Below are 15,220 nucleotides of genomic sequence, written 5' to 3'. Positions count from 1 at the left end.
AACAACGCCTATGGCGACTGGTACCTGGGCTTTAGCATTGTTGCTCACATCGGTGCGGTTCCAGCGCCGGCTGCTCCGCCTGCACCGCCGCCGCCGCCGCAACCGGATTGCTCCAAGCAGTTCCGCAATGGCGTGAATCTGTGCGACAACAAGTGCCCGGATCTGCCGGAAGGCACGATCGTGGGTCCGGATGGCTGCCCGCAGAAGGTTGTAATCGATCTGAAGGGTGTCAACTTCAAGTTCGACCGTCCGAAGAAGGGCGAGACCAACATCGAGCCGACACTGGCCGTGCCGAGCAGCGACTCGCTGGCGATCCTCGACCAGGCTGTGGATACGCTCAAGCGCTATCCGCAGGTGCACGTGACGGTGGCCGGTTACACCGACAGCGTGGGTACGGCTACTTACAACCAGGGCCTGTCGGAGCGTCGTGCGAAGATCGTGTACGACTACCTGACCTCGCACGGTATCGACGCAAGTCGTCTGGAAGGACCGATCGGTCATGGTCTGAACGATCCGATCGACACCAACAAGACGGCAGCGGGCCGCGCTCGCAATCGTCGTACAGAACTGCAGGTTCAGCAGTAATTGGACTTCAAGCAATAGGGAGAAGCCCGGCATATGCCGGGCTTTTTCTTGCGCTTAAATACATGGTTAAGAACTGTATTGCAGTGTAGCTAACGTGTTGCGTAGCTGAACAAAGCTTCACCGGTAACGCGTATGGCATGAAAGACTGGCGTACGAATCTCTTAACGGTTTTGCTACACTTCGCCGCGCTTGCTGCTAGGCACATCAAGCAGGGTAGCGATTAAGTCCCCCGCAACCTAATTGAGTTCTGCCGCGCGATTTCCGTCTGGGGTTGGAATGGACGCGAACACTAATAATCCGAGGAGACACCTGATGAAACGTAAGGGCCTGTATTTTTTGATCGCTCTTGCCCTGGGCGGCGTAGGTGCCGTTCACGCGCAGGACAACACCGCTGCTCCGGCCAGCAGCAGTGACACCAGCAGCACGAGCAGCACCAGCGCCCCGGCTTGGCCGAATGGCTTCGATGATCGTTGGTATATCGCTCCTTATGTGGGCGGCTACTACAACGACACGGACCGCAATACCCGCAGCCGTCAGTTCTTCTACGGCATTGGCGTGGGCAAGTTCATTTCGTCGAACGTGTCCGTCGAACTCTTTGTCGATCGCACCAAGCGCAAGGCAGACAGCGATGTGTTCGGTCAGGGCAACAACTGGTCGAACAACAACTACGGCGTGGCCGCACGCTACTTCTTCGGTGACTGGAACTCCTGGCGTCCGTACCTGATGGGTGGCGTGATGGGTAGCTATCACCACAACCCGCTCGACAAGGGCTGGGATCCGGCCGCACAGGCTGGCGTGGGTATCTCCAAGTCGATCACCGACAGCGCTGAGTTCCGCGTGGAAGCGGCTTACCGCTACGACTGGGACGACAAGACCCAGCCGCAGAAGAACGGCTACGGCGACTGGTATCTGGGCTTCGCCCTCGTTGCACACATTGGCGCCGTGCCGGCTGCTGCCGCTCCGGTTGCTCCGCCGCCGCCGGCTGCTCCGGACTGCTCCAAGCAGTTCCGCAATGGCGTGAATCTGTGCGACAACAAGTGCCCGGATCTGCCGGAAGGCACGATCGTGGGTCCGGATGGCTGCCCGCAGAAGGTGGTGATCGACCTGAAGGGCGTGAACTTCAAGTTCGACCGTCCGAAGAAGGGCGAGAGCAACATCGAGCCGACGCTGGCGGTGCCGAGCAGCGACTCGCTGGCGATCCTGGACCAGGCGGTGGATACGCTGAAGCGTTATCCGCAGGTGCACGTGACGGTGGCCGGTTATACCGACGGCGTGGGTACGGCGACGTACAACCAGGGTCTGTCGGAGCGTCGTGCGAAGATTGTGTACGACTACCTGACCTCGCACGGTATCGACGCGAGCCGTCTGGAAGGTCCGATCGGTCATGGTCTGAACGATCCGATCGACACCAACAAGACGGCCGAAGGTCGTGCTCGCAACCGTCGTACGGAACTGCAAGTACAGCAATAAGAAACACAGGAAGGGAAATGGGAAAGCCCGGCTTCGGCCGGGCTTTCTTTTCTGTACATGCCTTGGACTCGATGGCGTGCATCGCGATGGAATTGGCTAAACCGCTTGAGGCGTTGACGACTTACCAGATCTTTACGCGGTTATCCGGAGACAGATAAAGCTTCTGTCCAGGTTGCACATGGAACGGTGCATACCACCCGTCGATATTGCGCACAGCCTGCGCACGAATGTTGTCCGGCGCATGCACATCCGTCGACAGACGTTGACGCAGCTCGGCATCGCGAATCTTGACGCGCCAGCTTTGCGCGTACGCAAGGAAGAACCGTTCGTCGCCGGTGAGGCCGCCGATCACCGGAGCGGGCTTGCCGTGCAGCGATCGATGATAAGCAGCGTAGGCCACGGCGAGCCCGGCAACATCGGCGATGTTTTCGCCAAGCGTCTGCTGACCATTGACGTACAAGCCCGGCAATGCCTCGTAGTGGTTGTATTGCTCGACAAGTTTCTGCGTCGTTGCCTTGAAATGAGCGGCGTCTTGCGGCGTCCACCAGTTTTCCAGTTTGCCCTGGGCGTTGAACTCGGAGCCGAGGTTGTCGAAGCTGTGACTGATTTCGTGGCCGATCGTCGCGCCCGTCGCACCGTAATTCACCGCCGCATCGCCATGCGGGAAGAAAAACGGCGGCTGCAACACGGCAGCGGGGAAATTGAGCGCGTTTTGCACCGGAAGATTCACCGCATCCACCAATTGCGGCGTCATCCACCATTCGCCGCGATCAACGGGTTTGCCGAGTTTCGATAGCTGGTAACGATAACGGAATTCGATCGCACGCTCGTGATTGCCCAGCGCATCGCCTGCTTGAACGACCAGCGCGCTGTAGTCGCGCCATGTATCGGGATAACCGACACCAACGCGTAACGTAGCCAGTTTTGCCTTTGCTTTGGCACGCGTGGCGGGAGTCATCCAGGCAAGCGTATCGAGGCGTTCGTTGAATGTCGCGATCAGGTTTTTCACCATGTCCTGTACTTCGACCTTCGCCTCCGGCGGAAAATACTTCTGCACGTAAACGCGCCCTACTGCGTAATCCAGATCGCTGCTGGTCGCATCCACGGCACGCTTCCAGCGCTCCGGTTGCGCGGGTACGCCTTCCAGCGTGCCGGAATAAAACTTGAAGTTGAGATCGGCGAATGCCTTGGGCAATAACGGCGCAGCCGAATCGATAGCGTGATAACGCAGCAGCTGCTTCCATGTATCGATGGGCTCGCTACCCACCAACGCGGCAATCGCCGTCGTTGCGGCCGGTTGCCATGCATCGATCTGTTTTTGATCGCCAAGACCGGCGGCGTTGAAGTATGCGGCCCAGTTCATGCCTGGTGCTTTCTGCGCGTAGTCGGCCATCGTCCACATGTTGTTGGCTTTGTGGATGTCTTCGCTATCGACAAGGCTTTCCTGTGCCTGTGCAATTTTTGTCTCCAGCGCCATGATGGCTGCTGCCTGCGTATCGGCGTCCGTCGTGCCGGCCAGTTTCAGCAAAGCCCCGACATAGGTCAGATATTTTGCGCGATCCGCCGCCATCTCCGGATCGTGCGACAGGTAGTAATCGCGGCTGGGCATGCCTAGGCCGCCTTGCATCAGATACGCGATGTTGTGCGACGGATCTTCCAGCCCTTGCGCGATGAAAAGTCCGAACAGGTTTTCCGTCTGAAAATTGGTCGCGTTGATCGGATCGACGTCAGCGCGCATTTGACTGCCGAGTACACGCGCAAGGTCGTCACGGGTCTTGATCGCATCGATCTGATCCAGCTCGGCTTTGATCGGCGCAAGACCGCGTTTCTCGACACCGGCCTCGTCCATATAGGCGGCATAGAAATCGGCAATCTTGCGATTGCTGGTGCCGGCCGCGGGTTGTGTTTTCGCCATGTTCTGGATCAGGTCGGCCGTGCGCTTGGCGGTCAGGTCTTCCAGTTCTTGTGTGGGCCCGGTCGCGGAGCGATCGGCAGGAATTTGCGCTGTTTTTACCCAAGCACCATTGGCGTAGCTGAAAAAGTCGTCACCCGGTTTCACCGAATGATCGATATAGGAAAGATCGATACCGACATTCATGTTGCTTGCAGCGGTTGTTTGATCGGCACCGGAAACAACGGACGCTGCGAGGAGGGCCGCAATACCGCTCATGACAGCGACGGCCAGAAGACTGCGAATGGGCTGCATAGCGGGAACCTTATGGTGTGAGGTCGATCGGGAAACGATAGTTCGAGATGAACGCCGTGGCGCTATGACTTATGGGCTAAGGCGACCTTTGATGCACAGTTACGGCACAGATACTATCTTCATACGCACCCGACAACCTGTCATAGCGATCGATGCCCACCGCCGCCGGCTACTCCGGGACACCACTTGCCAAGAAACTGGGCATCAAGGCATCGATGCATGTCGCGATCTTTGGCGCACCACGTGATTATCCGGCATCGCTGGAACCGCTTCCCGAACAGGTTGTGTTTGAAAGCAAGCTCGGCCCGCAGGTAGAGCTGGTTCAGCTGTTCGTCACTGACAAAGAAGAACTGGCCAAAGCACTTCACGTGTATCGAAAAACCTTGAATCCCGACGCATCCGTATGGGTGTCCTGGCCGAAGAAAGCGTCGGAGGTGGCCACCACCGTCACGGAAGATGTCATACGCGAGATCGCCCTTCCCCTGGGCTTCGTCGATATCAAAGTCTGCGCCGTCAGCGAGATATGGTCTGGACTCAAGCTGGTGGTGCGCAAGGAACTTCGCTAAAAAAAGCGGCGCGATGTGAATCGCGCCGCTCAACGTCACTTGCTGTCTTCCAATTTCTTACACGATCAAAATTGCTTGCGGCGCGTAGCGACATCGTCGGGTGTGACGGTGCCCTGCTTGTTGCCGAAGTGGCCGATGACGTAATTGCTTAGTTCGGCAATTTCAGTGTTTGAGTAAGCATCGCCAAACGCGGGCATGAAGATATTGGGCCCGGCGAAACGCATGTCCGAACCATGTAAAAGAATTTGCGTGACATTGGCACCCCGAACATCATTCACGCCACGCGTGCCCAGCAACGATGCATAAGGTGTCTGCTGGCCTTGCCCGTTCCATTGATGGCAGCTTGCGCAAGCACCTTCGAATAGACGCAATCCAGGATTGTCAGCACTGGCACTGTCGCCACCGGGCGCTGCGTTGTTGGAAGCCATGGCGGGCGCTGCCTTCGCATCAACGGTAACGGGGTCCTTGCCTTCGCGCGCAGGCACGCTGCGCAGATAGGATACAAGCGCTGCGGTATCCGCAGGTTGCAGGAAACGCAGGCTGTTCTGCACGGCTTCGGCCATGGGGCCTGCCGCGGAACCACGCCCCTGGGCATGACCGGTTGTTAGATAGGCAGCGATCTCGCCGTCGCTCCACGCACCGATGCCGTGCGTCTGATCGGATGTGATGTTGTAGGCACGCCAACCCTGTAATTCTTCACCCGCCAGTTCGTTGCCGTGCTCCAATCCAAAACCCAGGTTGCGTGGCGTATGGCATTCACCGCAGTGCTCCAGTGCCACAGCCAGATACTTGCCGCTATTCCAGTCTGGCGATTTGGATGAATCGGCGACAAAGCGCTGGCTCTTGAAGAACGCCGCGTTCCAAAAGCCCATCGCCCAACGTTGGTTGTAGGGGAATGACAAATCATTCGTCTTATTGGGTTCCGATATCTTGGGAAGGCTGAAGAGATACGCCTTGATCGCCAGCACATCGCTGCGGCTCAACTGCGTGTACGACGTGTACGGAAACGCCGGATAGAGACGCTGGCCATCCTTGCGTACGCCTTCGCGCACGGCACGCACGAAATCGTCATCGCTCCAACTGCCGATGCCTGTGGCGACATCGGCCGTGATATTGCTGGAATAAATGGTGCCGAAAGGCAACTTGAAGGGAAAGCCGCCGGCAAAAGCCTTTCCGGAACCCGCCACGGTATGACACGCCGTGCAATCGGCTGCTTTGGTGAGGTATTCACCGCGCGCCAGCACATCGGCTGATGGTGGCGCTCCGGCGATAGCAGGCGCCGTGCCATCGGATGTGTCTGTGCGATTCAAATAAAAGTATGCACCTACGCCAAGCACTGCGAGCAGCACCACGATGATGAGGAAGCGGGTCATGTCACGTCCCTCCCTTCTTGCGCGGAGGCCGACGCCACCGATTTGAGCGCGTCGGAACTCTGCGCCAGCAGATTGCGGTCCACCGGCAACGTGTAAAGCCGCACACCGGTCGCCGCAAAGATGGCGTTGGTCAATGCAGGCGCGGCGATGGCGGTGCCTACTTCACCCAAACCGCCCGGTGGTTCACCATTGATGACACGATGTACTTCAACGGTCGGTGCTTCGTTGATGCGAAGGATTCGATAGTTGTTGAAGTTGCTTTGTTCGAAGCCACCATTCTTGACCGTGATGCTGCTGTACAAGGCTGCGCTCAAACCGAACAGGACACCGCCTTGCACCTGTGCTTCGATCGAACTGGCATTGACGGCAATACCGCAATCCAATGCGACCACTGCGCGTCGCAGACGCACCTCACCTTGCGGCGTCACCTCGGCCTCCACAATCGCACACACATGACTGCCGAACGGTTCGCCCAATGCGATGCCGCGTGCTGTTCGCGCCGGCAGTGGCTGTCCTCCCCAACCGATTTTCTCGGCGGCGAGGTTGAGCACGGCGAGCGCCCGCGGACTTTTGCCCAGCAACGCACGCCGGTATTCAAGCGGGTCTTTATTCGCGCGATGCGCCAGTTCGTCCATGAAACTTTCGATCACGAACAAATTGTGCGTGGACCCGACACCACGCCACCAGCCCACGACGAGACCTGGCGGCATGTTGTGGCGAATCCACTCTACCTTGTTGTGGGGAATGTCGTACGGGATATCGGCGGCGCACTCGATGGCATCGCTGTCCATGCCATCCTTGCCCATCGCCCCAGGCGCGAAACGCGCAAGCACGGAGCCACCGCTGGTGCGATAGCCGTACCACACAGGCTTTCCGTCGGCGTCGATGACCGCTGAAATGAGATCGTGATACATCGGACGAACGATGTCGCGGTGAATATCTTCTTCGCGCGTCCACACGACTTTGATGGGATAGGAAACCTGCTTCGCAAATGCAACGGCTTGCTGCACCCAATCGGTTTCCAGCCGTCGACCGAATCCACCGCCCAGATATTGGTTGTGAACAATCACCTTATCGATCGGAAGACCGGTGATCCTGGCACCCTCCTCGGCCGCACGCATGGGTACTTGCGTACCCGTCCAGATTTCGCATTTGTCGGCCGTCACCCAGACGGTGGCATTCAGCGGCTCCATTGTTGCGTGTGCGAGCATGGGCGATTGGTATTCCGATTCCACGAGCGTGCCTGACGGCTTGGGCCCCGTGTCGCTCGCCACAATGGACTGACCGTTGTGCGCGCTATCGGCCAACGCATCACGCAATTGTTGCGTGTTCAGCGTGGCATTCGGGCCGTGATCCCAGGTGATGCTCAAGGCTTGTACGCCTTGTTTGGCAGCCCAGAAATGTTCGCCGACGACTGCAACGGCATCGTCGATACGAAGCACATCGATGACGCCGGGAATGGCACGCGCAGCTTTGTCGTCTACGGCAGAAACCTTGCCACCCAGGGTCGGGCAAGAGACAACTGTCGCGACTTTCATACCTGGCACGCGTACGTCGATGCCGAATTGCGTTGCGCCCTTGATCTTGTCTATCGAATCGACGCGCCGCATCGGCTTGCCGAGCAACTTGAAATCTTTTGGATCGGTGAGTTGTACCTTGTCGGGCATCGGCAATTTTCCCGCAGCCGCCGCCACTTCACCGAATCCAACACTGCGTGCGGAAGGTGTGTGATGAATCACGCCGCGGTCCACTGTGCATGTCGAAGGATCCACCTTCCACTGCGAAGCCGCCGCCGTCACAAGCATCGTGCGCGCGACGGCACCTGCTTCGCGCAACACCTGCCAAGTGGCTCGCGTACTGGTTGAGCCACCCGTGATCTGACCACCGAGCGCGGGTATACCGTAAAGCTCGTCGCTTGGCGGCGAGTGCTCCACGGTGATTTGATCGAGGCCGACACCGAGTTCTTCGGCGAGCAACATGCTGCAGCCGGTGTAAATGCCCTGCCCCATTTCCACCGTAGGCATCACCAGACGCACGGCACCGCTGGTGTCGATGCGAATGAAGGCATTCGGAGCAAACGGGGGATTTCCATCGGCCATCGCTGCCGCTGCGTCGCCAGGTTGGCGACGCGCATTGATCATCGCCGATGCGGTGCCTGCGCCACCCAGCCACAAAAACGCGATCGCCAAGCCGCCGGATTGCAAAGCATGTCGACGGCCAAGATCGACCACATCGCCATCGCGCGGAGTGCCTGATGTCGTGCTCATGACGCGGCTCCTTCGGGAGCACTCACTATCGTCTGCAGGATTTCCAACTTGCCTGTCGCGGCCTGTTTGATCGCTGCACGTATGCGCACATAGGTGGCGCATCGACAGATGTTACCCGCCATGGCTGCATCGATATCCGCATCCGTCGGGTTGGGGGTGCGCTGCAGTAACGCAGCGGCCGACATGATCTGTCCGGACTGGCAGTAGCCACACTGCACGACATCGACATCCAGCCACGCCTGCTGAATCTTCTGGCCGCTGGGTGTATTGCCCACTGCCTCGATGGTGGTGATGGCCCGGTTGCCAATCGCGCCCACAGGAAGCACACAGGAGCGCACTGGCTGGCCATCCAGATGCACGGTGCATGCTCCGCACTGGGCGATACCACAGCCGAACTTGGTGCCTGTGAGGCCGATGACGTCGCGCAGAACCCAGAGCAACGGCATGTCCTCGGGAACGTCCACCGGATAGGACTGGCCATTGATCGACAATGACAACATGGAGACCTCCGCACTGCGTCGATGAGACACGTGCGCGCCCTGGGCCTTCACGAAATCAGCACAGAACGCGGTAACCGGTCGGACTTGCTTCACACAGCCCGCCCGAGGTTTGCATGGGAGCAAACCCGTCGTAAAAAGCCGGTATATCAGAAGCGGCAGGCAAACGATAGGATGATCCACGTAGGCTGCAAAGCGATCTTGAAAACGCGGTCCTTCGCGCCAACGATGGCATAGAGCGTTATATACCTCGCACCATGACGTTCTGGTTTTTGTCTCCCTCTTCCGGCTGGCGACAGGACTGATGAATTCGGCACATGAGTTGAGCACGTTGATCCACGCGCTGCGCATGCTGCATCGCGATGCATCGTCCAAGGCTGCCCTGGCTACGCTCACGCGCACGCGCGGTTCCACCTTCCGTCGCGCCGGTACGCGCATGCTGGTCTTCGATGATGGCCGCGTCGTGTGCGAACTTTCCGGCGGTTGTCCGCAACGCGATATCGTGGCCAGAGCCAAGGAAGTCATTGCGAACGCAACGCCACGAGTGGTCAAGTACAACGCGCAATCGGGTCTTGATGTACTCATGGAGATGGGATGCGGCGGCGAACTGGAGGTTCTTATCGAGCCGCTGCTCACCATTCATGACACCGATTTCATCGATACGCTGACAACGTGTTTCGATCGGCGCCAACCCATTCATATGGCAACGCTGTTCGCTATCGATGAAGAGGTTGTCATGCCGCGGCGGCTGGTATGGAATGAGCACGCCACACTGCATGATTCCGTGAATGAGCAAGCGCTAGCCCAGACGATCATTGCAAACGTCGCGTCTATGAACTCGCCAAAGACGACAACGTTACGCCTACCTTCTGCGCAGGGAATCGCGGATGTTCTGGTCGAAGCGATAGCACCGCCCCATGCGCTGGTGGTTATCGGAAGCAGCGCCGCGGCGCGCGCCTTATTGCCCCTGGCAAGTGCGTTGGGCTGGCAGACAACGCTGGTGGATCACGATCCGGCAAGGCTGAACGTTTCCGACCTTCCGGAAGGATTGAAAACCGTTTGTGCCTCTCCGTCGAGGCTTACGGATGCACTGCCCCTCGACTCGCACAGTTCCGTCGTCGTCATGACCCATAATCTCGAACACGACGTCGCCTATCTGGGCGCATTGAAGGATGCTCCCGTTGCTTACCTTGGCGCATTGGGTTCGAGAGAACGCGTCGCGCGCATGCGCGACAACACGGCGCTGGCAGGCTTGCATGTGCACGCACCGGCGGGCCTGGATATCGGCTCGGAAACGCCCGAAGAGATTGCGCTGGCAATTGCCGCGGAAATCATGGCGGTGATCAATCAGCGCAGCGGCGGTTCCTTGCGCGACAACGACGGGACGATTCACTGATGTCGCAACAAAGCAGCCACGCATCGTCACCGGTGATTTTGCTGCTCGCTGCGGGTGAAGGCAGCCGCTATGGCAACGTCAAGCAATTGGCTAGGATCGAAGGTGAGCCGATGGTGCGGCGTGTGGCGCGCATTGTGCTCGAAACGGCATTACCCGTTGTCGTCGTCACCGGTGCTCATGCGGAAAAAGTCGAGGGCGTCATCGATGATTTGCCGCTTCATATTGCTCGTTGCGCCGACTGGCAGCTCGGCATGGGTCAATCGCTCGCCACCGGTGTTCGTTTTCTCGATACACACTTTCCAGAAGCCTCGGCCGTTTTGATCTGTCTGGCGGATCAGCCGCTCTTGAGCGCGGGCTCGCTTCAACCATTGCTGCAGCGCCACGCGCAGGCACCTGAGCGCCTTCTGTCTACGGAACGCAACGGGGTTTGCGGACCTCCAGTGCTGTTTCCCCGGGACTGTTTCGCGCAATTGATGACTCAGTCGGGTCCTCGTGGCGCTCGCGATGTGCTGGAAAATCAGGCAATGCGCGTAGAGGCCTTTGCTTCGGGAGAGACCATGGATGTCGATACGCCCGAGGACCTTGAGCGCGTGCGGCAGTGGCTTGCTGACGTCAGTCTTCGCACCGGGATGCATTGAGGCTGGCATCGGTAGACCGTCCGTTCATCTAGGAAGGGATACCTTCGGCAGGACGAGCGTCGCCTCGGTGTTCATGGTTTTGCCCATCGTTGTACATGCTTTCGGTTGACGAACCCAGCATGGCTGGTAAGGCGAAGTGATGATCAGGCAGCAGATACCAAGGCTCGTGTCATTGATGGCGCTTGTTTTCGCGCTCGGCGCCTGCTCGTCCATCCGTGACGATTACGTCAAGAAACCTTCGACGGCGCTCCCTCCGGCGACAACGACACCGCGCGGTAGCTATATCCAGGCAGCAACGAACCAGCACCCGGAGGACTCTGGTTTCCGATTGCTGATCAGCAGCACCAATGCGTTGATGAGCCGCGTTTCCCTGGCCGATCACGCGAAGCAATCCATCGATCTTCAGTATTACATCTTCGAAAACGACGCGACCGGGCGGCTCATCATGCAGCGCTTGCTTGCCGCGGCCGATCGTGGCGTGCGCGTGCGTCTGTTGATCGACGATCTTGACTTGAAACACGAAACGGGCGTGCTGGAAGCGCTCAATTCACATCCCAACATCAAGGTTCGGCTGTTCAATCCATTCACAACACGCAGGCCGTCCATGCTGTCGAAGGCGTTTCAGCTATTGACGGACTGGGACAAACTAAATCGCCGCATGCACAACAAGTCGTTCATTGTGGACAACAACGTTGCCATCGTGGGCGGCCGTAATATCGGTGACGATTATTTCCACGCGGGCAACGAGACGCATTTTCGTGATATGGATGTTCTTGCGATCGGACCGGTAGTCAAGCAAGCCTCCGATGCCTTCGACGCCTACTGGAACTGCGATGCCGCCTATCCTGTCACCGCGTACAAGGGTCATCACACAAGCACCTACAATCTGGACAAGCTGCGCGCTGAGCTTAATCACGATGCGCGCACGTTCGCACAGTCCGATTACGCGCAAGCGGCCGTAGACAAGCTTCCCAACGGCCCGACCGATGACAAACCCGGAGGTTGGTTCTGGGGCCCAGCCACGCTAGTTGCCGATCAACCCGAAAAAGTCACCGAAGAAAGCGGCGATAAGTCACTGCGTATCGGGCCGCAGATAAAAGCGCTTACCGATCAGGCACAGCACAGTCTGCTGCTGGTGTCGCCCTATTTCATTCCAGGGGATTCCGGCGTGCGTTATCTGAATGCGATGAGTCAGCGCGGTGTGGCCATCAAGGTGCTGACCAATTCGCTTTCGGCGACGGATGAGCCAGAAGTGACCGCGGCCTACTCGCAGTACCGCAAGCCGTTGCTCGCAGACGGCATCACGCTGTACGAGCTTCGCCCGCTGCCCAACGAGGAAAATCCGGCCAGTGCAGAAGGTCGTTCCTCCGGCTTCAGCCTGCACGCAAAGACTATCGTCGTGGATCGACGCTATGCCTTTATCGGCTCGATGAACATGGATCCGCGCTCGAAGCTGCTTAATACCGAGATGGGCGTCATTATCGATTGCCCGCCGCTGGCCGACGCGGTCGCGACGCAATTCTTCGACAAAGCGACGTCACCCCAGAACTCCTATCAGGTCGTGCTGGTTGGGCACGACGCAACGCATACCGGCCATCTGGAATGGCATGCCGAGAACGACGGCAAGCCCGTTGTGTTCCATAGCGATCCGGACGTGTCGGTGGGACGTCGTGTAGAAGTCCTGTTCCTTAAGATGCTGCCTATCCAGAGCGTGCTCTGATGCGATCAAGATTGCACAGACCTTTCGATTTCTTGCGCACTGGATGCGTGCCGCGGCCGTCACAATCCGGTAAAGTGCGCTTGTTCATGCATGTTTCGCTGAACAATTCGCTTGCGCTGTCGCAGCGCAACAAATTTGCTGAGCGATCTGCGGGAAGCAGGGTCCAACGCACAGGTAAAGCAAAACAGGCTCGGTTTGAATCGATCGACGCCTTGGCGACAACGGGACAGACTACAAGACGCTTTTCGCGTAACCACGACTATCACGTTTGTCGACGGTGACTCCACTGACCTGGTGATGGTCGTGTACAGCATCAACCCGGTGCCCTTGTCTGGGGAGATTTTTCGCACCGGTAGCGATTGGCTTGAGGAGACTTACAAACTTCGCAATTCGTGGAGCGCCAGCTCCGTTCATTTCCGGGGAGGTTCTTGCAATGAGCAACGAACAGACAGTCGCGCGATTCTCGAATCCGGCGCCGCTGGGTTTGGCCGGATTTGCATTGACGACGTGGTTGCTGAGCATGATCAATGCCGGTTGGTTCACCGGCGATAGCATGAATATGGTCCTGGCGGTCGCACTCGCCTACGGCGGCACCGCGCAGATCATCGCCGGCGTGATGGAACTGCCACGCGGCAATACCTTTGGTGTCACCGCCTTTGTCAGTTACGGCGCGTTCTGGTGGTCGTTCGCGCTATTCGTCCTGTTTCTTCACGACAAGGTACCCGGTGCATTTGTCGGCTGGTACCTGTTTATGTGGGGTATTTTCACGTTCTACATGTGGATCGCTTCGCTACGCGCCGCGCGCGCGTTGCAATTGATCTTTCTCGCTTTGTGGATCACGTTCTTCTTGCTTGCAGCAGGCGAATGGACCGGCATGGCTGGTTTACATACCGCCGGCGGTTACGTGGGTTTGATCACGGCTTTGCTAGCGTTCTATTTGTCGGCAGCCGAAGTAATCAACGAGACGCACCATCGCGTGGTTCTTCCCGTTGGCGCTCCAGGTGCTTCTCGATAAACCGGCGTGAATGCTCGCGCATTCACATCCCTACGGTTTCATGAAGGGAGACATCCATGAAACGGCATGCATTATTCCTGGCCCTCACCGCCCTTGGGCTAACCGTTACGGCCCCAGTTTTTGCACAATCGCAAAGCAGAGACGCGCAGATCAAGGCGCTCAAAGCCATCGTCGAAAAACAGCAACAGCAACTCAACCAACAACAGCAAGATCTGGCGACGTTGCACGCGGCACTGACGCAATTGCAGAGTCAGCAAACGCAACAGCAAACGCAGATTCAACAGACTCAGCAAGTGCAACAGACGCAGGCAGCCGCCATTGCCGCCGTACCGCCGCCATCCAAACCATCGTTTACCGCGGGCAATGGTTTGTCGGTTTCTTTCAATGGCTTTATTGACGCCACGGCGTTCTCGCAGACCAAGAACTACACCTTCGGCAATGGTCAGAACGCGGAATATCCGATACCGGGATCGAAGGGTTCGCTGAGCGGTGTCGATGTGCGCAACACACGTTTCATGTTTGATTTGACGGGTGCCAAAATCGCTGGCGACTGGACCGGCGGTGCGCACCTGGAAATGGATTTCTTCGGTGGCAATAACGGCACCGGCGCGTATTCGCAGCAACAACCGCTACCGCGCCTGCGTCAGGCGTACATGGTGTTGGAAGATCCAGTCACCGGTAGCACGGTAAAGATAGGCCAGATGTGGGACTTGATGTTCCCGTTGGACGACCTACCCGATTCGCTGAGCCATATCGCGTTTCCGCTGGCTTATGGCGCCGGCATCATTGGCTGGCGTTTCCCGGGCGCCATCTGGTCGCAGGATCTCAATCACGGTTCGACCGGGCCCGCGTGGCGTTTGGACGTTGGCGTGTTTGAAGGCAATTGGAACGGCCCAGGCAGCAATATCAATTACCTGACGGCAGGCAATGCAGGTTTCCGTCCGCAAGTGGAAGCGAAACTGCATGTCGAACAGGAAAAGGAATGGATGTTTTTTGCTGCCGCGCATTACAGCCAGATCGATCTTGCCGGTGTAGGGGGAACAGAGCCGACGCCGGTCAAACGTGAATTTGGCAGCGAAGCGTTCGAAGTTGGTGGGCAATGGACACCCGGACCTTGGGTGTTCAAGAGCGTGCTTTACACCGGCCGAGGCATCGGCGAGATTTTTGGCGACCTCTCCCAGTTCGGCGATATCAAGGATGACGGTGGCTACGTATCAGGCGGCTACAAGTTCACGCAACACTGGAGCGCGAACCTGTTCTACGCGCTCAGCAAACCGACTGCGAGTGACGTGATTCGCTGGATGGGCAATGGCTCAACCGGTTTGTTGAAAAATCATATGTACGCGGCCAATGTGGAATACACCGTCGGCGACTATTCGTTCGCGCTGGAATGGATTCACTCGATCCTCCTGACGACGACCAATGGTGACAACCGCATCAACACTAGCGGCAATCAGGTTAATCTGAGCGCCTTCTACAAGTTCTGA

Annotated in this window: 12 protein-coding genes; 8 read left to right on the top strand and 4 right to left on the bottom strand. The window is 58.0% G+C overall.

What is annotated here, in order from left to right:
* Both VK725_RS05045 and VK725_RS05040 read left to right on the top strand, forming a co-directional pair.
* Window positions 1-585: OmpA family protein (locus VK725_RS05045; protein WP_325316966.1), on the top strand; the 585-nt coding region annotated here is incomplete at its 5' end.
* A 312-nt stretch (window positions 586-897) separates the two neighbouring features.
* Window positions 898-2,055 (top strand): OmpA family protein, encoded by a 1,158-nt coding sequence (locus VK725_RS05040; protein ID WP_325316965.1) that lies wholly within the window; start codon window positions 898-900, stop codon window positions 2,053-2,055.
* Window positions 2,056-2,176: 121 nt separating this feature from the next.
* Here VK725_RS05040 and VK725_RS05035 read toward each other — a convergent pair whose 3' ends face one another.
* Window positions 2,177-4,261, bottom strand: coding sequence for a M13 family metallopeptidase (locus VK725_RS05035; RefSeq protein WP_325316964.1), 2,085 nt, complete (start codon window positions 4,259-4,261; stop codon window positions 2,177-2,179).
* Window positions 4,262-4,413: 152 nt separating this feature from the next.
* Between VK725_RS05035 and VK725_RS05030 the strand changes: the two genes are divergently transcribed.
* The gene (locus tag VK725_RS05030; protein WP_325316963.1) at window positions 4,414-4,827 is read left to right on the top strand and encodes a DUF3052 family protein; all 414 of its coding nucleotides are present in this window, start codon (window positions 4,414-4,416) and stop codon (window positions 4,825-4,827) included.
* Window positions 4,828-4,892: 65 nt separating this feature from the next.
* Here the strand turns inward: VK725_RS05030 and VK725_RS05025 are convergent, their stop codons facing one another.
* The 3 genes from VK725_RS05025 to VK725_RS05015 are packed head-to-tail and all read right to left on the bottom strand — an operon-like array spanning window position 4,893 to window position 8,967.
* Window positions 4,893-6,200 carry a cytochrome c gene (locus VK725_RS05025; protein WP_325316962.1) on the bottom strand — a complete coding sequence of 436 codons (1,308 nt, stop codon included), beginning with the start codon at window positions 6,198-6,200 and terminating at the stop codon, window positions 4,893-4,895.
* Window positions 6,197-8,467, bottom strand: coding sequence for a xanthine dehydrogenase family protein molybdopterin-binding subunit (locus tag VK725_RS05020; RefSeq protein WP_325316961.1), 2,271 nt, complete (start codon window positions 8,465-8,467; stop codon window positions 6,197-6,199). The genes VK725_RS05025 and VK725_RS05020 overlap by 4 nt, the downstream gene beginning before the upstream one ends.
* Complete coding sequence (locus VK725_RS05015) at window positions 8,464-8,967, bottom strand: (2Fe-2S)-binding protein (RefSeq protein ID WP_325316960.1); 504 nt, start codon at window positions 8,965-8,967, stop codon at window positions 8,464-8,466. Before VK725_RS05015 ends, VK725_RS05020 begins: the two co-directional genes overlap by 4 nt.
* A 301-nt stretch (window positions 8,968-9,268) precedes the next feature.
* Between VK725_RS05015 and VK725_RS05010 the strand changes: the two genes are divergently transcribed.
* From VK725_RS05010 to VK725_RS04990, 5 genes are all read left to right on the top strand, one after another.
* A complete protein-coding gene (locus tag VK725_RS05010; protein ID WP_325316959.1) occupies window positions 9,269-10,360 on the top strand; it encodes an XdhC family protein in 1,092 nt (363 codons plus the stop codon).
* Window positions 10,360-10,998 carry a nucleotidyltransferase family protein gene (locus tag VK725_RS05005; RefSeq protein ID WP_325316958.1) on the top strand — a complete coding sequence of 213 codons (639 nt, stop codon included), beginning with the start codon at window positions 10,360-10,362 and terminating at the stop codon, window positions 10,996-10,998. The genes VK725_RS05010 and VK725_RS05005 overlap by 1 nt, the downstream gene beginning before the upstream one ends.
* 175 nt (window positions 10,999-11,173) lie before the next feature.
* Window positions 11,174-12,718, top strand: a complete 1,545-nt coding sequence (locus VK725_RS05000) for a phospholipase D family protein (protein ID WP_325316957.1) — start codon at window positions 11,174-11,176, stop codon at window positions 12,716-12,718.
* 433 nt (window positions 12,719-13,151) lie between these two features.
* On the top strand, window positions 13,152-13,733 hold the full coding sequence (locus VK725_RS04995) for an acetate uptake transporter (RefSeq protein WP_325316956.1): 582 nt from the start codon (window positions 13,152-13,154) through the stop codon (window positions 13,731-13,733).
* A 56-nt stretch (window positions 13,734-13,789) separates the two neighbouring features.
* Window positions 13,790-15,220, top strand: coding sequence for a hypothetical protein (locus tag VK725_RS04990; RefSeq protein WP_325316955.1), 1,431 nt, complete (start codon window positions 13,790-13,792; stop codon window positions 15,218-15,220).

The organism is Dyella sp. (genome assembly GCF_035486915.1).
Taxonomy (GTDB): Bacteria; Pseudomonadota; Gammaproteobacteria; order Xanthomonadales; family Rhodanobacteraceae; genus Dyella_B.
This window is presented reverse-complemented; position numbering and strand designations above follow the sequence as displayed.

Coding starts and splice junctions, on each gene's coding strand:
- VK725_RS05025 (WP_325316962.1), bottom strand. CDS start 6,200: ATGACCCGCTTCCTCATCATCGTGGTGCTGCTCGCAGTGCTTGGCGTA.
- VK725_RS05005 (WP_325316958.1), top strand. CDS start 10,360: ATGTCGCAACAAAGCAGCCACGCATCGTCACCGGTGATTTTGCTGCTC.
- VK725_RS05030 (WP_325316963.1), top strand. CDS start 4,414: ATGCCCACCGCCGCCGGCTACTCCGGGACACCACTTGCCAAGAAACTG.
- VK725_RS04995 (WP_325316956.1), top strand. CDS start 13,152: ATGAGCAACGAACAGACAGTCGCGCGATTCTCGAATCCGGCGCCGCTG.
- VK725_RS05035 (WP_325316964.1), bottom strand. CDS start 4,261: ATGCAGCCCATTCGCAGTCTTCTGGCCGTCGCTGTCATGAGCGGTATT.
- VK725_RS05010 (WP_325316959.1), top strand. CDS start 9,269: ATGAATTCGGCACATGAGTTGAGCACGTTGATCCACGCGCTGCGCATG.
- VK725_RS04990 (WP_325316955.1), top strand. CDS start 13,790: ATGAAACGGCATGCATTATTCCTGGCCCTCACCGCCCTTGGGCTAACC.
- VK725_RS05000 (WP_325316957.1), top strand. CDS start 11,174: ATGGCGCTTGTTTTCGCGCTCGGCGCCTGCTCGTCCATCCGTGACGAT.
- VK725_RS05040 (WP_325316965.1), top strand. CDS start 898: ATGAAACGTAAGGGCCTGTATTTTTTGATCGCTCTTGCCCTGGGCGGC.
- VK725_RS05015 (WP_325316960.1), bottom strand. CDS start 8,967: ATGTTGTCATTGTCGATCAATGGCCAGTCCTATCCGGTGGACGTTCCC.
- VK725_RS05020 (WP_325316961.1), bottom strand. CDS start 8,467: ATGAGCACGACATCAGGCACTCCGCGCGATGGCGATGTGGTCGATCTT.